The organism is Stenotrophomonas sp. STEN020 (assembly GCF_056760195.1).
Genome location: NZ_JBRREI010000049.1, coordinates 1 through 20,382 on the forward strand (window position 1 = coordinate 1; position 20,382 = coordinate 20,382).

General features: G+C 61.4%; 11 protein-coding genes. All 11 read right to left on the reverse strand.

The features are described 5' to 3' along the window. Positions 1 to 106 precede the first annotated feature (106 nt). Positions 107 to 2,662: a DNA mismatch repair protein MutS gene (gene mutS / locus ACVOLZ_RS17335; protein WP_481517219.1), complete on the reverse strand. Its 2,556-nt coding sequence runs from the start codon at positions 2,660 to 2,662 to the stop codon at positions 107 to 109. Between the two features lie 390 nt (positions 2,663 to 3,052). Continuing rightward, on the reverse strand, positions 3,053 to 5,197 hold the full coding sequence (locus ACVOLZ_RS17340; RefSeq protein WP_481517200.1) for a TonB-dependent receptor: 2,145 nt from the start codon (positions 5,195 to 5,197) through the stop codon (positions 3,053 to 3,055). 1,402 nt (positions 5,198 to 6,599) lie between these two features. Further along, positions 6,600 to 8,903 (reverse strand): TonB-dependent receptor, encoded by a 2,304-nt coding sequence (locus tag ACVOLZ_RS17345; protein WP_481517201.1) that lies wholly within the window; start codon positions 8,901 to 8,903, stop codon positions 6,600 to 6,602. Between the two features lie 341 nt (positions 8,904 to 9,244). Further along, complete coding sequence (locus ACVOLZ_RS17350) at positions 9,245 to 9,451, reverse strand: hypothetical protein (RefSeq protein ID WP_481517202.1); 207 nt, start codon at positions 9,449 to 9,451, stop codon at positions 9,245 to 9,247. Positions 9,452 to 9,767: 316 nt separating this feature from the next. Then, positions 9,768 to 11,087: an amino acid permease gene (locus tag ACVOLZ_RS17355; protein WP_481517203.1), complete on the reverse strand. Its 1,320-nt coding sequence runs from the start codon at positions 11,085 to 11,087 to the stop codon at positions 9,768 to 9,770. Beyond that, on the reverse strand, positions 11,084 to 11,989 hold the full coding sequence (locus ACVOLZ_RS17360) for a cation diffusion facilitator family transporter (RefSeq protein WP_481517204.1): 906 nt from the start codon (positions 11,987 to 11,989) through the stop codon (positions 11,084 to 11,086). Before ACVOLZ_RS17360 ends, ACVOLZ_RS17355 begins: the two co-directional genes overlap by 4 nt. Positions 11,990 to 12,257: 268 nt before the next feature. Then, entirely contained in the window at positions 12,258 to 14,546 is a 2,289-nt protein-coding gene (locus ACVOLZ_RS17365; RefSeq protein ID WP_481517205.1) for an Orn/Lys/Arg family decarboxylase, read from the reverse strand. A gap of 29 nt (positions 14,547 to 14,575) precedes the next feature. Further along, on the reverse strand, positions 14,576 to 15,925 hold the full coding sequence (gene adiC, locus ACVOLZ_RS17370; RefSeq protein WP_481517206.1) for an arginine/agmatine antiporter: 1,350 nt from the start codon (positions 15,923 to 15,925) through the stop codon (positions 14,576 to 14,578). 106 nt (positions 15,926 to 16,031) lie between these two features. Next, entirely contained in the window at positions 16,032 to 17,465 is a 1,434-nt protein-coding gene (locus tag ACVOLZ_RS17375) for a DcaP family trimeric outer membrane transporter (RefSeq protein WP_481517220.1), read from the reverse strand. Positions 17,466 to 17,668: 203 nt separating this feature from the next. Then, the gene (locus tag ACVOLZ_RS17380; RefSeq protein WP_481517207.1) at positions 17,669 to 18,787 is read right to left on the reverse strand and encodes a metallophosphoesterase; all 1,119 of its coding nucleotides are present in this window, start codon (positions 18,785 to 18,787) and stop codon (positions 17,669 to 17,671) included. 97 nt (positions 18,788 to 18,884) lie between these two features. Further along, positions 18,885 to 20,318: a GGDEF domain-containing protein gene (locus ACVOLZ_RS17385; RefSeq protein ID WP_481517208.1), complete on the reverse strand. Its 1,434-nt coding sequence runs from the start codon at positions 20,316 to 20,318 to the stop codon at positions 18,885 to 18,887. Between the last annotated feature and the right edge of the window lie 64 nt (positions 20,319 to 20,382).

Here is a 20,382-nt window from a genome sequence, read left to right on the forward strand (position 1 = left end):
CCCCCCCCCCCCCCCCCCCCCCCCCCCCCCCCCCCCCCCCCCCCCCCCCCCCCCCCCCCCCCCCCCCCCCCCCCCCCCCCCCCCCCCCACTACAGGGGCGCTGCACTCAGATCAGCGACTTGACTCGATATAGGGCTTCCAACGCCTGCTTCGGCGTCAGCTCGTCCGGATCAATCGCCTGCAGCGCATCCAAGGCCGCCGAACTCGGTGCGGCAAACAGACCAAACTGCTGCGGCGCATCCAGTGCCTGCGGTGCCATCGCAGCACTCTGGGTTTCACCACCGCGCTGCTCGAGCTCGGCCAGACGGCGTCGCGCCTGTGCAACCGTGGACTTGGGCAAGCCGGCCAGCGCCGCCACCTGCAGACCAAAGCTGCGGTTGGCAGGGCCATCCTTCACTGCATGCATGAACACCAGCGTGTCGCCATGCTCCACCGCATCCAGGTGCACGTTGGCGATGCCGCTGGCGCCGCCTTCATGGCTTTCGTCGGCCAGTGCGGTCAGCTCGAAGTAGTGCGTGGCAAACAGCGTGTAGCAGCGGTTCTGGTAGGCCAGATGGCGCGCAACCGCATCGGCCAGCGCAAGACCGTCATAGGTCGAGGTGCCGCGGCCGATTTCATCCATCAGCACCACCGAGTGCTCGGTGGCGTGGTGCAGGATGTAGCTGGTCTCGGCCATTTCCACCATGAAGGTGGATTGGCCCTTGGCCAGATCGTCGCCGGCGCCGATGCGGGTCAGGATGCGGTCGATCGGGCCGATCACCGCGCGGCTGGCCGGCACGAAGCTGCCGATATGGGCGAGCAGCACGATCAGTGCGTTCTGCCGCATGTAGGTGGACTTACCGCCCATGTTCGGGCCGGTGATGACCAGCATGCGACGGTCCGGATGCAGGTCCAGATCGTTGGGCTCGAATGAGGTATCGCGTACCGCTTCGACCACTGGATGGCGACCGCGTTCGATGCGCAGACAGGCTTCTTCCTGCAACTCGGGCTGCGACCAGTCCAGCGCCTGCGCACGTTCGGCGAATGCGGCCAGCACGTCCAGCTCGCTCAGGGCGCCGGCACAGCGCTTCAGCGGCTCCAGATGCTGGCCGACGATATCGAGCAGGCCTTCGTACAGCAGCTTCTCGCGGCTGAGCGAACGCTCGCGTGCCGACAACACCTTGTCCTCGAAGTTCTTCAACTCCTCGGTGATGTAACGCTCGGCATTGGTCAGGGTCTGGCGGCGGGTGTAATGCACCGGCGCCTTGTCGGACTGGCCCTTGCTGATCTCGATGTAATAGCCATGCACGCGGTTGTAGCCGACCTTCAAGGTGGCAATGCCGCTGGCCTGGCGCTCGCGTGCTTCCAGGTCGATCAGGAACTGGTCGGCATGGGTGGACAGGCGGCGCAGTTCGTCGAGCTCGGCGTCATAGCCTTCGGCGATCACCCCGCCGTCGGACAGCTTCAGCGGCGGCTGTTCGGCGATGGCACTGGCCAGCAGATGCGCGCTTTCATCGTGTGAGCCAAGTTCGGCACGCAGCTGCTGCAGGCGCGGCGAATCCAGCGTATCCAGCTGCGCGGTGATTGCCGGCAGCAGACCCAGGCCGTCGCGCAGGGTGGAAAAGTCGCGTGGGCGTGCCGAGCGCAGAGCCATGCGGGTGAGGATGCGTTCGATGTCGCCAAGCGCGCGGAAGCTGTCGCGCAGGTCGGCATCGGTGCCGCGATCAATCAGTGTGGCAACCGCGTGGTGGCGCTGCTGCAGCACGTTGCGCAGGCGCAGCGGGCGGTGCAGCCAACGTCGCAGCAGGCGCCCACCCATTGGCGAGACGGTGCTGTCGAGCACGCCGAGCAAGGTGTTGCGGGTGTCGCCGTCGACGCGCGTATCCAGTTCCAGGTGCCGGCGGGTGGCGGCATTCATCGCGATCGCCTCGCCGGCGTTCTCCATCGAGATGGAGGTCAGGTGCGGCAGGCGTTGTTTCTGGGTCTCCTCGACATAGCCGAGCAGGGCACCAGCAGCGCCGGTCGCACGCGGCTTGTCGTCGATGCCGAAGCCGCTGAGGTCATGCAGTTTGAAGAAGTTCAGCAGATGGCGGCGGCCGCTGTCGGCATCAAACAGCCACGGCGCACGGCGCCGCACGCCATTTCGGTGGCGCAGGAATTCGGGCCAGTTATCTTCGTCCGGTACCAGCAGTTCGGCCGGTTCCAGTCGGGCCAGCTCGGCTTCCAGCGCGTCGTCGGTGTCGACCTCATTGACCAGGAAGCGGCCACCGGCCAGATCGGCCCAGGCCAGGCCGTATCCGGCCTTGCTGCGTGACAGCGCCATCAGCAAGGTGTCGCGGCGTTCATCCAGCAGGGCCTCGTCGGTGACGGTGCCGGGGGTGACCACGCGCACCACCTTGCGTTCGACCAGGCCCTTGGCCAGCGCCGGGTCGCCGATCTGTTCGCAGATCGCCACTGATTCGCCGACCGCCACCAGCCGCGCCAGGTAGCCCTCGAAGGCATGCACTGGCACGCCGGCCATCGGGATCGGCGCGCCACCGGAGCTGCCACGCTGGGTCAGGGTGATGTCGAGCAGGCGCGCTGCCTTGCGTGCGTCGTCATAGAACAGTTCGTAGAAATCGCCCATCCGGAAGAACAGCAGCAGGTCCGGGTACTCGGACTTGGCTGCGAAGAACTGCTTCATCAACGGGGTGTGTTCGGGCTTCTTCTCGGTCACGCGGGGTCCACTTGGTCGGTTGGGCAGGGGGCTGCCGCAAAGAGGACCATTGTAGGCGTTGTGCCTTGGCAGGACGAAACTGAAGTTGGGTACGGGTGTCCGATCGAGCTGAACCGGGCAGTTGTCCCTGACGGCCAGGCCTTCGCAAAGCGCGCCACGCTGGCGTGGCACAGTACGGTACCCGTTGTCAGCCGCACGGTGCTCGTGCCGAGTTGCAACCAGCCTGCAAGAGCCGAGGGCTGGGGGCTGTCGCCGCGAGCTGTGCTGGGATGGCAACCAAGGCGCATTGGTGGCGTGGCCGCCGCCAACGAGAGGAGTGGCGCCTGTGTTGCGCTCCGAAAGCGGGTCGACGCCCGATTAGAAATTCAGGCTCAGCGTTACTCCCACAGTGCGGAAACTGTCAGGTGACAGGTACTGCATCAATCCGCCGCTGTTGATGGTGGGAGTGTACGAAATGAAGCTGCGGTAGTGCTCGTCGAGCAGGTTCCTCGCGTACACGGATACGTTCCAGCGTCCATCCTCCGCGCCTATGCCAGCAGAAAGATTGGCAATGCCGTAGCCGTCGCTCTTGGTGCTTGATTGTGCGACGGTGTTGTAGAAGGAGCTTTTATAGCTCCAGCCAGCGCTTGCATTCACCGCCAGTCCATTGCCAAGGGAGCGATAGTAAACGCCATTGAGTGAATAGCTGTACTTGGAGACGAACGTAGGCTCGTAACCAGACAGGTCACCCTGCAGGATGCCGTCTATCACCTGGCACTGTGCATCGATGTCCAGGCTGCAACGGCCGTAGTAGTCGAGGAACTCCGCATCCGTGATGGCGCCGTTGGCTATAAGGGTGAAATCAGCGGTAGGCCGCCAATTGATCTCCAGTTCCATGCCTTGGGTGCGCATCTTTCCCGCATTGGCCATTTCAAAGCCGTTGGTTTGCGGTACATATACCTGTGCCTGGAAGCCCTTGAAGTCGGAGCGGTACAGGCTGGCGTTCATGGTCAGGCTGCGATCGAGAAACTGCGACTTCACGCCGAGTTCGTAGGCAGTGGATTTTTCTGGCTGGATGCGTGCGGAGCCGGTGTTGGTGGGGTCTATGGTCGGGCCCTTGTAGCCGGTGCCCGCATTTGCGTACCACATCAATGTCGGCGTTTGTTGGAACTGCACAGCGACTTTTCCGGAAATGTTGTCCCTGCTGATCTGGGCTGAGGAGGCCAGGACCGTGTTCAAAGGAAGCACCGGCTTTCCATCGACGAACGGAACCTCGATCGGTGTCATGCCGGCGATAACCTTGTCATGGGTGTAGCGCACGCCGCCACTACCGGACCAGCGATCGCTCAGTTGGTAGCTTGCATTGGCATAGAAAGCGTGGCTCTTGGTATCTGCGTCCACATGCTGTTTCGGGCCGTTCAGTGAAAGGAAGAAGCCCGGCGGGGTGACGTCATAGCTGAAGCCGCCGTAGGCGAAGTACTCGTAGGTGCTGGCTACGTTCACGTAGTAGGCACCCAGTACGTAGCTCAGCCGCTCATCGAGTACATTGTCGGCGAGGCGAAATTCCTGACTGATCTGATGGGAACGGATGGTTGTCAGGTTGTAGTTCAGGAAATCGGCCAGCGACTGGTCCATATCCTGCATCTGATAGGTCCGGGCGCCACGGTAGGCCGTGATCGAGGTGAACTGGGCGCCATTGGCGAGTCTGAGGTCGGCTTTCCCGGAGAACCCGGTGACGCCCTGGAATGCTCCGGCGTCAGCGTCGGCATAGCTGTGGAAGTTGTCCCCGCCTATGTTGCCGAACCGATCGAGGAGAGCGTTGTAGTTGCTGTCGGTGCCCAACGAGTACGGTACGGCGATGTTGCGGGTGAACAAGGTCTGGCGTTCGGCGGTCAACAGAAGGTCGAGGTTCTCCGTTGGCGTCCATAGCCACTTCCCGCGCACGCCCTTGCCGCTACGGTCACCGATGTTCCAGTCGCGGAGTGGGTTCGAGATCGCACCGTCCTGCTCGTTGTAGTAGGCGGAAAGCCGTACGGCCGACGTATCGCTGACACCGAGGTTGCTGGAAAAGCGCGCCACATGCTCGTTACGTTCGCCCAGTGACAGCGAGAGGGAAGAGCTGTTGCTGCCGATCTCGGGGTTGCGCGTGCTGATGTTGACCACGCCGGCCGATGCGTTCTTTCCGAACAAGGTGCCTTGCGGGCCGCGCAATACCTCAATGTGTTCGATGTCGTTGAATCCGGCCACGCCCGGATCACGGGGAATGCTGATGACGACGTCATCAACCACGGTGCCAACGGTCTGTTCCGAGGCAACACTGTAGGCCTGGGTACCAATACCGCGCACCTGGAAACCTCCGCTGTTGGCAGTGCCTGCCGTGGCGGAAAAGGACACACCCGGGGCCAGATACTGCAGGTCGGAGATGCTGCTCATGTTGGTGCGGTCAAGCTGCTCGGCGGTAGCCACACTGATGGAGATCGGTGTGCGTTGCAGTGGTTTGACCTGGTGGGTGGAGCGGACCATTACCGTATCCAGATCCTTGGTCGCCGGTTGTGATGCGGGAGCTGGCTCCTCAGCGAGCGCCGGTTGTGCAGCTGCCAATGCTGAAAGAAGAGCTAGTGACAGACTTTTGCGACGCATGCCGCTTGCGGAGCGGCGGCGTTGGTGGGGGATGGATCTCATCATGCATTTCTCTCCGATGGTGATGATACGGGCCGGTGAAACCGGCGGGTTTGTACACGGATATGTTGGTTCTGGTGCTGCGCCTGTGGGTGGCTTTCAGCGAAGAGGAATCTGCCGGGCAGTGCTCAATACGGCGACTCAGACGTGGGGTGCATGGCGTGCAGACGCTGCCCTCCTGTCCAGTGCCGAGACTGCTTGAGGAGTTTCAATGCACGGTGAAGAGGAGGCTGCTACGCGATGGCGTAGTAGCTCCTGCGCTTGGCCGCCGCCAGCGATGTCCGTCGCAAGCGCTGCATCAGAGAGATGCGCTCTTGGACAAGTGAATGTGGCAGCGACGCCGTTGTTGCCACCGTGTGCTGGTCAGAATGGATGGCCGCCATTGGTTTGGCAGCATCCAGTTAATCTGTATGGCGACCAAGTCTTCAATGCGGTATCGCCCGGATGAATTGCCCGGCCGCGCAGAACGCGCCCCGTGCCCAGTTGCAGCACTCAACGGAGTATTGATGGCTGCCGTTCGCCGTCTTGATGCTTTGCAACTTTCCATTTCGGGGGTACTCCACGCACGTTGACCAATGACAATCACGTTTTGCGGGAGCGACGATGTTCAATCGCCAATGTCGGCGTCAATAGTTTGGTGCGAGATGCGCGAGTTGGTACATTCAATCGCGAAGTTTCAGTTGCGATCGAACTGCATAGTTGATTGATTTTCATCGAATGGGAGGGCGCGAATGTGCACGTATTGCGCTTATCCTGGAACGGGTTTCAGCGCTGTTTGCTGCGTTGGCAAAACCTGTTTGCGCAGGATGCTTGAATGCAGGTCTGTTGGTTTGGTAAGTGAGGAGGTTGGTCAATAAGTTGCGCTGGGCGCGGTTGCTTCTCCACACTTCAGAAGACTTTTGTGCAAGGGCCTGCTGTCGGTAGTAGCGAGATCCCAGTGGCTGGATCTGTGGTGCCGGCTTCTGCCAGAGATGGCTGCTGTGTTTTGGCGGGTTGCGGAAGAACGATGCGCTGATGGCTGCGCTGTAGCTTTGCCATCTCGGACAGCTGGTGGCGCAGGTGCATTCGTAGTGCATGCAAGCGGCTTCAGCCGAGAGTGGGAGTTACACCGGCCTGTGATGCCGCGAGTTTCGATATGGTCGGTTGCAAACAAGTGATCGCACCGCAACGGAGGCGCACTGGTGGCGTGATTGCCGCCAATGAGAGGGCGGCGCCTGCGTTGCGATCCGGAACAACTCTATGCCGGTTAGAACTTCAAGCTGAAGGTCACGCCAACGGTACGGAAGCTGTCTGGTGACAAGTACTGCATCGCTCCCCCTTTGTTGACAAGGTTGAAGCCAATAAAGCTGCGATAGTGCTCATTGAGCAGATTGCGTGCGTACACGGATACGTCCCAACGTCCATCTTCGGCACCAATGCCGATGGAAAGATTTGCAAGACCGTAGCCATCGGACTTGGTACGTGCTTGTGCGACCGCATTGTAGAACGGGCTCTTGTGCGTCCAGCCACCGCTCGCGTTGAAGACCAGGCCGTTGCCGATGGAGCGATAGTAGACGCCGCTGAGTGAGTAGCTGTACTTGGATACGAAGGTCGGTACGAAGCCGGAGAGATCGCCCTGCAGTACGCCGTCGATGACCTGGCATTTTGCTTCGCTGTCCGGATTGCAGCGGCCAAAATAGTCGAGGAATTTGGCATCGGTGATCGCGCCATTTGCAATCAGCGTGAAATCAGCGGTTGGCCGCCAGTTGACTTCCATTTCCATGCCTTGGGTGCGCATCTTTCCGGCATTGGCCATCGCGAAACCATTGTTCTCAGGTACATATACCTGTGCCTGGAAGTCCTTGAAGTCGGCGCGGTACAGACTGGCGTTCACGGTCAGACTGCGATCGAAGAACTGCGATTTCATGCCGAGCTCATAGGCCGTGGACTTCTCCGGCTGGATTCGATCAGAACCGGTGTTGGTGGGATCCACCGTCGGACCCTTGTAGCCGGTGCCGGCATTTGCGTACCACATCAACGTTGGTGTTTGCTGAAACTGAACTGCTACCTTGCCTGAGACATTGTCCTTGCTAATCTGGGCGCTGGAGGTCTTGACCGAGTTCATCGGAAGAACCGGCTTTCCGTCCACAAACGGCACCGTGATAGGTGTCATGCCAGCGATCACCTTGTCATGGGTGTAGCGCAGGCCAGCGCTGGCGGACCAGTGATCACTGAACTGGTAGTTGGCATTGGCGTAGAAGGCGTGACTCTTGGTATCGGCATCGACATGCTGTTTCGGGCCGTTCAACGACATGTAGACGTCCGGGTCCCTTGGGGTGTAGCTGAAGCCGCCGTATGCAAAGTATTCGTAGGTGCTGGCTACGTTGACATAGTAGGCACCCAGTACGTAGTCAAGCCGTTCATCGAACGCGTTGTCGGCCAGACGGAACTCCTGACTGAGCTGATGGGCGCGGATCGTGGTCAGGTTGTAGTTGAGGAAGTCGGCCGGTGTCTGGTCGATATCATGCATCTGATGCACACGTGCACCGCGATACGCCGTGATCGAGGTGAGCTGGGCACCATTGGCGAGCTTGAGGTCGGCCTTTCCGGAGAAGCCGGTAACTCCCTGGAATGCAGATGAGTCGGCGTCGGCATAGCTGCGGAAGTTGTCCCCGCCTACCTTTCCCAGGCCGGCAAGGGTGGCGTTGAAACCGGCGTCAGTACCAAACGAGTAGGGAATGGCAACGGCGCGGTTGAATAGGGTCTGGCGCTCGGCCGATACCAACAGGTCGAGATTCTCCGTTGGTTTCCATAGCCATTTGCCGCGGACGCCGCGGGCGGTGTGGTCACCAATGTTCCAATCGTGGGACGCGTTCGGGATCGCACCGTCCTGATCCTTGTAATAGGCCGACAGGCGCAAAGCAGCGTTGTCGCTGGCCACCAGGTTGCTGGAGAATCGTGCAACATGTTCATTGCGCTCGCCCAGCGACAGTGAGAGGTTCGAACTGTTGCTGCTGATCTCAGGATTCTGCGTGCTGATGTTGACTACACCAGCCGACGCATTCTTGCCGAACAAGGTGCCCTGGGGACCCCGCAGTACTTCGATGTGCTCGATATCACTGAAACCAGCTACGCCGGGGTCACGGGGGATGCTGATGACCACATCATCAATCACGGTTCCCACGGTCTGTTCGGAGGCTACGCTGAAGGCTTGGGTGCCAATGCCGCGAACCTGGAAGCCACCGCCATTGGCGGTAGCAGCGCCCGCGGAGAAAGATACGCCCGGGGCGAGGTATTGCAGGTCGGAAATGCTGCTCATGTTGGTGCGGTCGAGCTGTTCGGTGGTGACCACGCTGATCGAAATCGGGGTGCTTTGCAGCGGCTTGACCTGGTGCGTGGATCTGACCATGACCGTATCCAGATCCTTGGTGGCCGGGTCCGCAGCGGCTGCCGTGTCATCGGCAAGTGCTGGTTGTGCAGCGGCCAGCGCTGAGAGCAGTGCCAATGACAAGCGGCTGCATCGGATACTGCAACCGGCCGGTTGGAAGGTGGAGCCAAGTGATTTCCTCATGCGTTCCTCTCCTTTGGTGGTGGTGCGGGACCGGCGGAGCCGGTGGTGTGTACAGCGAACCGTGCGTCGTGCTGCTTGCGCTGCCACGGCGTCGCCCACTCGCATCCAGCCCGTGTGTGAACGCGCCGGAGGGCAAATGGAATCCATGGGGTAAAGAACTGCTATGCGGTGACGTAGCCAGGCAAGTGGAACTCGCGCGCAGCGGACTGCGTCGTCCAATGCGTTGCCTGCTGGATGGCGGCAAAAGACATGCTGGATGCCGATGCCGCGCTACATTTCATGCTGAGCCTGCTCCACGAACATTGACCGATGACTGCAACGTTCTGCGGGAGCGAAGATGTTCAAGTCGTGCCGTCGGTGTCAACACGTTGGCGCGAGATGTATGGAATTGAACATTCCATCAGATGCGGGCAATAGCAGTGGTTTTGCGTAGCTGTTTGATTTTCATGAAGCATCACGGCATTGGCGTCGATGTAGTGCGATGCGCTGGTAGCGAAATGAACCTGTGTTTGCTGCGCAGGCGTTGTTGCTTTGCGCGACTTATCCAAGTCCGTGGCCAGCGGCCAATCTTGTGCGGATATGGATCAAATGTAATTGTCGGATACAGATCTTCGCGTCCGCGGTTGTCAGGCATACGTTTGTCAGCGGCACTGGTGTGCGGCCGCAGAATCTACCGGCCAGCATTGGTTATCCGCGCATTTGACAGTGGCCTAGATTGGAAGCTGGCTGCAGCCAGGCTGGCCACGGCTGGGTTTTCTGCTTGCCATTCCTGGGCAGCAGCAGGTGCTAATGCTCGCGATTGGCAACGAATGTCCACTTCATTGGCGCATTCGTCAGATCGCTGGGGGACTATGCGCGCCCGCGCTAACGGTCCTTGCCGGTCTCCAGCATTCGTTGGCGGAAGAAGGGATACAGCGCCGCGCTGAACAGTACGGCGACCGTTGCGTAGGCAAGCAGTTGGGCATCCGCACCGAGCAGTGCATACAGGCAATAGGCGATCGCCGCGGCAGCGGTGAACAGGCAGGCAGCACGCATCCAACCCTGTTCGCCGCGCTCCAGTGTGGTGCAGACAAGCGCGCCGGCAGAGAACAGGTAGGGAATGATGGTCAGAAGTACCGCGATATTGGTCAGCTGGTCGAACTGGCGGGCGAGGGTAGGTGAGGAAGTCACCAGCAGCAGCGCGCTCATCAGCATTGCCACGATCATCAGGCCGGTACCCGGCATGCCGTGCTTGTTGAGCCGGCAGAACACCCGCGGAAACAGACCATCCTCGGCTGCCGCCTTGGCCGATTGCCCGACCAGCAGCATCCAGCCGCCCAGTGCGCCGGCTGATTTGAGAATCGCGCACAGCGCGATCACCAGTACACCCCAGGGGCCGATCATCAGTTGTGCGACATCGGCGAATGGTGCTGAGGAGTCGCGCAACTGTGCCATCGGCACCATGCCCATGATCACCAGCGAGCAGCTGATGTAGATGACTGCCGCCAGTGCCAGTCCCAGCAGGGTTGCGAGTGGGATGTTGCGTTTGGGGTTGTCGATCACATCGGCCGATACCGCTGCGCTCTCCACGCCCATGAAGGCCCACAGTGCGATGGAGGCGCTGCGCGAGATGGCTGCACTGTCGTCCATGCCGCTGACGTTCCAGCCAGCGCTGAACAATGCTGGATCGAACCACCACCAACCAAAGATGGCGATACCCAGAATCGGGATCAACGCCAGCAGAAGAGTGCCGGTCTCCAGCGCACCGATCCAGCGCGCACCGCGTGCATTGGCCAGGCTCAGCAGCCAGATCACCGCAAGGGTGAAGCCCAATCGCGGGTAGACGTCCTGCAGCCATGGCCATAGATGGCTCAGGTAGCCGGTGACCACCAGGGCGATGGCGACGTTGCCGATCCAGTTGCCAAACCAATAGGCGTAGTTGCTGACGAAGCCGATGTAGTTGCCGAAGGCATCGCGGGCGTAGGCATACGGCCCGCCGGGCTGCGGATCGAGTTGTGACAGACGAGCGAACACCAAGCCCAAGGCGATGGCGCCGGCAGTGGCGATCAACCAGCCAATCGAGGAGATGCTGCCAACCGTGGCCAGGTTGGCAGGCAACAGGAACACGCCGGTGCCGATCATGTTGCCGGCAACCAGCATGGTCGCCATGGTCAGGCCCATCTTCCTGGGGGTTGCTGAGCTCATGTCCAGGCCGGGTCGGAGGTAAAGTCGATGGTCAGCCAGAAGCGGCCCGAGCGTGCGTCCAGTTGCGATGCGATCTCATCGCGCAGGCGGTCGACATCGCCGATGCTGCCAAGCTGGGTATCGGGTCTGGTCAGGATATGGATCTCAACGAATTGCATGCGCCCGATTTTGGCGACATGGCTGGTGAAACCTTCGAACTGATGTTTGTCGACGAACTGCTGCATTACCTGCTGCACGAGTTGATCCAGTTCGCTTGGCGCTACCTGCAGGACTTCGCGCGCAGCTTTCCATGCTCCAAGCAGCGGCACCGGTAGCGTCGCCAAGGCGATACAGGCGAGTACCAAAGGGTCGAGGTAGGGAATCCAGTGCTCGTGGGCACCACCGCGCAACGCCAGTGCGATGACGAAGGACAGCACCACGGCCAGGCTCATCAGGCCGGTAAGCAGCCATGCGCGCGCATCCAGGCGCAGCAGGCCGGACTGCAGTCGCCGTGCGTGACGGCTGATCCACACTGCCATTGCCAGATCCACTACCGCCAGCAAACCGGCCCAGAGCAGACCTGGGCCCACGCGTGTTTCGTGGCCGCCGTCGCTGAAGCCGATCACTGCATTGGCCAGTGCATAGATGCAGGCCAGGCTGAGGATTGCACCGCCCAGCGCTTCTACCATTGGTTCCAGATGCCAGAAGCCGTATTGAAAGCGTGGGCTCTGTTCACGGGCCATCAAACGCAGTACTGACAGCGCTACCAGCGTCAGTGCCACATCCACCAGGCTGTAGATGCCATCGAACAGGATTGCTTGCGAGCGGGCAAGCATGCCGCCAAAGAAGCCGATCGCAGCCACCAGTACGGTCGCTGCGATGGACAGTTGCAAAACGCGTTGTTCCTGGCGGGTGCTGGTCATTTGGTTGTTCTGGGCCCGATAGCCATGTAAGAAAAGCCAGGCTTTAAAAGCCCCTCTCCCGTTTACGGGAGAGGGGTTGGGGTGAGGGCGCTTTGAAAGCAAGTGGGGCAGATTTTGATCTGAGCGGAGCCAGAGCCAGAGCCAGAGCCAAAGCCCAAAGCCCAAAGCCCAAAGCCCAAAGCCCAAAGGCTCCCCTCATCCGTCCCTGCGGGCCACCTTCGCCCGCAAGCGAGAGAAGGAACAGCCAGCGCCGTGTCTTTCCTCTAGCTCAAATCTTCAAAACCTCCACCCGATAACTCGGCTTCTCCCCACTGTTGTCGATGATCAACCCATGCACATCCGACTCGAACCCCGGGAAGCGTGCGTTCTGCTCGCGGGCGATGCGCAGCGACTGGATGATCGGTTCATCGCTGGCGCCAAAACGTTCGCCCGGCATGATGGTCGGGATGCCCGGCGGGTAGGGCACCAGCATGGTGCCGGCGACGCGGCCGCTGAGCTGGTCGATATCGACACGCTCGATCTCGCCACGCACAAGGTGGTTGTAGGCTTCGGCCGGCGTGATGACCGGCTCCGGCAACTCCACATACATCTCGCGCATCACCTCGGCAACGCGGAACTCGCGGTTGAACTCGTGCAGGGCCGTACACAGGTCGCGCAGTCCCCAACCAGCGTAGGCGGCACCATTGTCTTCGAGCAGGCTCGGCAGCGACTGGCTCAGCGGTGCGTTGCTGTCGTACAGGTCCTTGAATGCCAGCAGCTCGGTGACCAAGGTGCTCCACTTGCCCTTGGTGATGCCCATCGAGAACAGGAACAACACCGAGTACAGATTGGTCTTCTCCACGGTGATGCCGCGCGACCACAGGAACTTGCTCAGTATCGCTGCCGGTATGCCGAGCTTGCCCATCTCGCCATCCATCGACAGGCCGGGCGTCAGCAAGGTGACCTTGATCGGATCGATCAGTACATAGTCGTCGGCGAGGTTGTCGAAGCCGTGCCAGCGCGCATCCGGGCGCAGATACCAGTCCGGATGCGAGGTGACCATCGGCTTGGAACTGTCGCCCTTGGCCAGGGTGCGCTCGACGCCATCGGGTTGCCAGACCTTGAACCACCAGTCGTCGCGGCCAAGATCCTCGCTGACGTGCAGCATCGCGCGGCGGAAGGCGACGGCTTCATCGTGCATTTCCTGCACCAGCGACTTACCCGCGTCACCTTCCATCATCTTGGAGGCCACGTCGCAGGAGGCGATGATGCCGTAGTGCGGACTGGTGGAGGTGTGCATCATGAAAGATTCGTTGAAGCGCTCCGCATCCAGTTCGCGGGTTGCCGCATTGCGCACATGGATCATCGATGCCTGCGAGAACGCAGCCAGCAACTTGTGCGTGGAATGGGTGGTGAAGATGATCGCATCCTGTTCGCGTGGCTTGCCCTTTGCCATGCCGTAGTGATTTTCGTAGAAGGGATGGAACGCGGCATAGGCGTACCAGGCTTCATCGAAGTGCAGGAAGTCCACCGCTGAGCCGAGCTTGTCGGCAATCGTCTCGGCGTTGTAACAGAGCCCGTCATAAGTTGAGTTGGTGACCACCGCGATGCGCGGTTTGGCGCCGGGCTTGGCCGCCTTGCTGGCCAAGGGATTGGCCTGGATCATTTTCTGCAGCGCTTCGCCGGAGAACTGGTCCAGGCTGATCGGGCCGATGATGCCGTGGGCGTTGCGGCTGGGGGTGAAGTACACCGGGATGCCACCAGTCATGATCAGCGAGTGCAGCAGCGATTTGTGACAGTTGCGGTCGACGAACACGATGTCGCCACGCGCAACCGTGCCATGCCAGACGATCTTGTTGGCAGTCGAGGTGCCATTGGTGACGAAGAACGTATGGTCGGCGCCGAAGTTGCGCGCGGCCTCGGCTTCGGCGTCACGGATCGGACCAGTGTGGTCGAGCAGCGAGCCCAGCTCCGGCACCGAAATCGACAGATCGCTGCGCAAAGTGTTTTCGCCGTAGAACTGATGCAGTGCACGGCCAACTGGCGACTTGGTGAAGGCGACACCGCCGGCATGGCCCGGCGTGTGCCAGGAGTAGTTGGATTGGGCCGAATGATGGATAAGCGCCTTGAAGAACGGTGGCAGCAGCTTGGCCATGTAGTCGTCGGCGGCGCGCATCACCTGCCGGGCGATGAAACTCTTGGTGTCCTCGAACAGGAAGATGTAGCCGTGCACGAACTTGAGCAGCTTGCTCGGTATTTTTTCGATGGTGCGGCGTTCGCCGTAGAGGAATACCGGTAAATCGGCGCGGCGCTGGCTCTGCTCGCGCAGGAAGGCAAGCAGGCGCTGGAACTGGTCGTCATCGTCCTCGGTGCCGTCGATGGAGATCAGCACCGCCGAAGCGGCCACATAGGTGCGGGCACCGGCGCGGGCGTCGTCCAGGTTCAGGCCGGAGAGCACGCGCTGATCGCTCTTGCGCAGCTCCTCGGCCAGAGCGCGGATGAGGATGCCGGCGATACGCGGTGATTCGTAGTCGGCATCGATTATGACGATCGGGTAGTCGAGTGATTTGTAGTACATGGTTTTGTTCCTATCTACCGAGCGGGGGATCAGTTCGTGCTGGCACGGGCGGTGCCATTCGGAGTGAATTTGGCCAGGCGCTGCTTGCGGCGCTCATCGCTGAAGAACGGGTAGAACACGGTGATGAACAGTACGAACAGGAAGGCGTACTGGACGATGCTGCCGGACGAGCCATAGATAGCCCACAGGCAGTAAACGACGGTGATGCTGGTCAGGAACCAGAATGCGCCGGTATGGACCAGGGTGTGCGAGCGTTCCACCACGAAGTAGCAGGCCACGCAGGAGTAGATATACGGCAGCAGGGTCAGCACCACTGCCGCCGAGGTGATCACGTCGAACTGCGCGGATGCGGTTTCCGAAGTGGAGGTGATCAGTACGGCCAGCGTCATCAACACGGCGACGATGAGCACGCCTCTGACGGGTACCTCGTCCTTGTTGATCTTGCTGAAAACGCTGGGGAACAGGCCATCGTCCGAGGCGGCCTTGGCGCTCTGCGCGGTCAGCAGGATCCAGCCGCCCAAAGAACCAGCCGCACCGACGAAAGCACACAGGCTGACCAGGGCTCCGCCCCAGCCGCCAACCGCGGTTGCCGCCGCCAACGCGAACGGTGCGTCAGAGACCTGCAGGTCGGCATTGGGCACCATGCCCATGATCACCGACGAACTGGCGATATAGGCGATGGCTGCCAGGAACACACCGGCCAGGGTGGCGCGGGCAACATTCTTCTCCGGGTTCTCGACCACGCCGGCGGTGACCGATGCCGACTCCACGCCGATGAAGGCCCACAAGGTCAGCGCTGCCGCGCTGGATACCGCACCGAAGTTGGATTGGCCGGAGACGTTGTACGCCCCCTTGAAGATGGTGGGGTCGAAGTAGAACCAGCCGAAGATGGCGATGCCCAGGATTGGCACCAGTGCGAAGCTGGTGGTCACCGTCTGCACGCGGCTGACGAAGGAGGGGCCGATCACATTGGCGAAGCTCAAGGCCCACACCAGCAACAGCACCGCGATGCAGCGCGGTACCGGGTCGGACAGGATCGGGAAGAAGTAGCTGAAGTAGCCCACCGCTGCGATCGGGATGGCGACGTTGCCGATCCAGTTGGCGAACCAGTAGATGGTATTGGTCTGGAAGCCCATGTAAGGGCCGAACCAGTCACGTGCATAGGCGTAAGGACCGCCCGCTTTGGGTGCCAACTTGCCGAGCTTGGCGAATACGAAGGCCAGCAACAATGCACCTGCCGTGGTCACCAGCCAGCCCCAGATCGAGGCAGTGCCGATCTTGGCCAGGCTGGAGGGCAGCAGGAATACACCTGAGCCCATCATGTTGCCTGCCACCAGGAAGGTCGCGCCAACGACCCCGATTTTCTTCTGACCTGCCATGACAATCTCCTTTCGCCGGGTTCGCCGGGTGATTCGATGAGAAGGGCATTACGTGAATCGTTGGGTGGCGAGCTGCACGTAGGTTTGTGCTGGCGTCGGCTGCCTGTTACTTGATGAAGTTGTATTGCAGGCTGCCCTGCAGGCGCAGGGTGTCAGCATCGCGGCCGTTCTGTAGTTGCTGCTGGCCGTAGAGCAGTTCCATGCCCATGGTCCAGGATGGTGCCGGGCTCCACAGTAGATTCAGTGCGGCGTAGCGGCTGCGACGGAACGCATCCCTGTTCAGTGCATCTGCGCTGTCTATCTGCAGTTGTCCGTAGATCAGGTTGGAGCGCCACAGGTCTGACCAGTAGTGGGTGTAGCCGAAGAAGCCGCCGCGCAGCGGAAGCGCCTTGAGGCGGCCTTCGGAATCGATGGCGGCATCCAGGTTGGAGCCGGTCAGGTCAGCGGTATAGCGGCTGATGCCCTTGCCGCCGATCAGGCCGAACAGCAGCAGGTCGCGTTCGGCTACGGCATAGGACCCACTCAGCTGCAGGCCGCCGCCGAACGTGCGGTCACTGCGGCCATCACCGTCGTAGCCGAGGCTGCGCAGGACTGCGCCGAGCTGCAGATGGCCCCAGTCGCGCTCCATGCGGGCAATCAGGCTGATGTCGGGCAGGTGTTCAGTACTGCTGTCGCTGTCGCCGGTATTGGCGAGCTGCGAATCCGGGTCTTCCGCAGCCAGGGTCAAGCTGTTGCCCTTGCCCAGCGAAAAGCTGTGGTGGATGCCTGCGACCAATAGATAACCGGCCGCGCCTGGCCCGGCAAAGTCCAGCGTGTCCGGCAGCGAGTCGGCATCCATGAAGGTGGAGTAACCGTAGCCAGCGTAGGTATTGCCCAACTGGCCGTAGGCATGGCGCAGGCGAAACTCGTAACTGTCACTGCTGCCGAAGAAGTCGTTCTCCAGGTAGAAGCGCAGCTTGCCGTGTGTGGTTGGGCGCCGTGCCTCGAAACTGAAGCGGGTCTGCTTGGCATGCGTGCCGAAGTGCGAGACATCGCGGTGCGGGCTGTCCACAGGAATCGATGAAGGAATGAACTGCTCGGTATCACCGGCGGCGCGGCTGTCTGCAATCGCGTCGAGCTTGGCGTAGCCGCCGAGCCGGATCATGGTATCGGTGCCGGGGATGGCGATGAAACCCTTCAGCTCAGGGTCGTTGGGCGAGGGCGCGTTGTCTGGGCGCGAGGCTGCGGTGGACGGGTCAGCGACCGAATCACGCGCGGGGATAATGGTCTGTGCAGTCGACGTTTGGTTGCTGCGGGGCGTTTCAGGGGTGGGTGGCGCGGCCGTGGTCTGCGATGCCGAAGCTGTTGATGGCGGAGGTTTTGCAGAAGAACTTGCCTGACCTTGTTCCAGTGCGTCGAGCCGCGCGTTGAGCGACTGCAGGTGCTGCTGGGCCTGGGCGATCTCCGCGCGCAGCGCAGCGACGGAGTCCTGCGCGTTTGCCGCGCAGGGCAGCAGTACCAGTGGCAGTAATGTGGCCAGCGTCAGTGATTTCATCGCCAGTTCCGTGGAGAAAGAAATGTCACTCACGGTCGGGACGGATCCCGCCGCGATTTCACCTGTCGCATATGTGGTTGCACGCTGACCGCCTCCCTCAGCCCACGCGAAACCTGCCCATTTACCATCGTTGAAATCAGGTTATGACTACGTGAATTTAGGATGAAACCTAATGTCATAAACCGTGATTTCTGATATGGGAAGGGGCTTTAGTCTTCGCCATCCATCCGGCCAATTTCCAGCGGTACACGACTGCCATCCAGCAGCCCACGACTGAGCTTGCCATCCTCGATGAACAGCAGTTCGCCGTTCTCGCCGTCCTTGATGCTGCTGTCGATGGCGATGATGCGATCGCCATGGAAACTGCTGACATGTGGCATTGAGGTATGTCCGACGACGATGCGCTTGAGCCCGAGCTGGTCGAGCACGCCTTGCACACCTGCAGTATCCAACTGGCCGTTGAAATAGCCGCGGTACCAGACCGGGCTGGTCTTGCCGTCGTAGAGCGGTGCGGTGATTGGATCGGCTTTGACCTCGGCCTTGGGCCGGCCCAGCGAGGCCTGATAGGCGGCGTTGGTGGTCGCCGGGTCGAGTGCGAGTTGCAATGCATCGGGCGAGATGCCGCCATGCAGGAACAAGGTGTCGCCGATGCGCAGCAGTACCGGGCGCGTGCGCAGCCATTGGCCGATCACCGAATCGGCGCCGTACAGCTGCGGGTAGCTGCGGCCAAGCAACTGGGCGCTGCGCAGGTATTTGGGATTGACGTAGCGCAGGTCGTCGTACAACACCATGGTTTCGTGGTTGCCGAGCACGAAGTGGATCGCTCCACCTGCCTGTGCGGCCTGCTGTTGCAGGCTGTAGAGCAGCCAGAAGGCCTCGGTGACCTGGGGGCCACGGTCGAACACGTCGCCGGCGATGACCAGCGTGTCCGTTGCCAGTGCCCAGTTGTCGTCGCTGTCGATCACGCCATTGGCGCGCAGCAAGCGGCGCAGCAGATCGTACTGGCCATGGATATCGGAGACGGCAACGATGCGCGGCACCGCGGGCAGTACTGCACTAGCCGGCGTGGCGAGTGGAGCCATGTGCAACGAGTGCGGGTAGCCGCACTCTGCTGCGATGACAGGGGCGATATCGCGCCTTGCTTTCAACTTCCGCGAAACTACTCTGTCGTCACAGATCCATTGCGCCTGCAGTCGCTTGCCGTCGCGGAATACATAGGGACCATCGGCCTGCACATGCTCGGCCGGCTGCGGGACCTCGCGGGCGCTGGCATCCAGCGCGGGCAGGGCACTGCACAGCAGGATGAGCAAGGCGCGGATGATGGGCATGGCAGGGTTCCGAAGACGGGTGACCGGGTGCACCCGCTTGCAGCCTATGCCGTCGCAGCCGCTGCGGCATGTGCTATCGGTTGGTGGCCGGTGCTGCTCAGTCGCGGCGCAAGGCGTTGCGGCCCGGTGCAGTCGGCAATGCGTCGCTGCCTAGTACCACGCGATTGCGGCCCTGCTTCTTGGCTTGGTACATGGCGGCATCGGCTCGTGCCATCACCCGCTCGTAGTCCGGGTGGCCGTCATACAGGGCTACGCCGATGCTGGCGCTGATCGGCAGGAGCTTGCCATCTGCAAGAGTGACCGGGGTATCGACCAAGCGCCGGCACAGGCCTTCGGCGATCACCATGGCCTGGCGTTCTTCCACCGCCACCAGCACCACGACGAATTCTTCGCCGCCGTAGCGGAACACGTAGTCGCTGCCACGGGTGAACTGGCTGAGGATGCCGGCAACGTGTTGCAAGGCGCGATCTCCGGCTTCGTGGCCGTGCTCGTCGTTGATGGCCTTGAAGTGATCCAGGTCCAGCAGCAGCACGGCGAAGCTGTCACCGGACTTTTCCGCAAGCTCGATTTCGCGGCGCAGCACGGTAGGCAGGAAGCGACGGTTGAGCAGGTTGGTCAAGGCATCGCAGCCGGCATCCAGTTCGCCGATGCGCTCGAACAACATGCCGAGCAAAGTGCGGATCTGGCTGACCTTGGAGCGCACGTCCTGCAGCTGCGCCGAACGCGCGGCCGGGTTGCTGTCCTGCTGCAGGGTGTGCTGCAGCAACTGGTCGACGTCCTGGATCAAACCGCTGATCTGGCGGGTTTCGGAGCTCTCGCCAAAACTCGGAATGCCTTTGTGGTTGAACCAAAGACCGAACTCCGAACGTGCCAGGGTCTGGAAGCTGCCAAGATCGCCCTGTGCCGCCAAGGCGTAGAGGAGGGTGTTTTCCCAGTCCAGCAACAGGGCACGCTGGCGTTCGCGCTCGGTGCCGACGTTCTGCACCAGCGAGAACAGTCGATAGGCGGCATCGGTGCGCGAGGAACGTTCCCGTGCATTGGAATAGGCCAGTGTCATACCCTCCAACGCGATGTCGAACGAGGCGGTGAGGCTGGCGATGGCGGCGTGTGCGCTTTCGCCATGCCCGGCCTGCTCGCCTATCAACTGGAACAGGCGCTGCTTCAGCACACGGGTGCCGCGGGTGACCAGGTCCACCGGGATGCCCACGCGTGCATGTACATCGCCGATGACGCGCTGGTTGGCGATCAACTGTTCGACGTCGGCCGGCGTGGCGCGCAGCAGGTCCTTGACCCAGCGCTGCATGGCCGGTTGCAGGCGCACCCGCACCTGGTCGTGCGACATCGAACGCGAGGCGCGCGCGTCGTTCATCATGACCTTGTAAAAATGCGCGGCCAGTTCAGCGGCGTGCGCGTCGGCCAGACTCGCCAGAATCTGGCTTGCATCGGCACCGGCGGCGTCGAGGCTGTGTTTCCAGGCATCTGCCAGAGCGCTGCTGTCGGTGTCAGGGGGTGGAGCGGGGACGATATTCATGCGTACGACCGGTAAAGTGCCAAGAGGCAGCCGATCATTATCGGCAGCAACAACAGGATTTTGA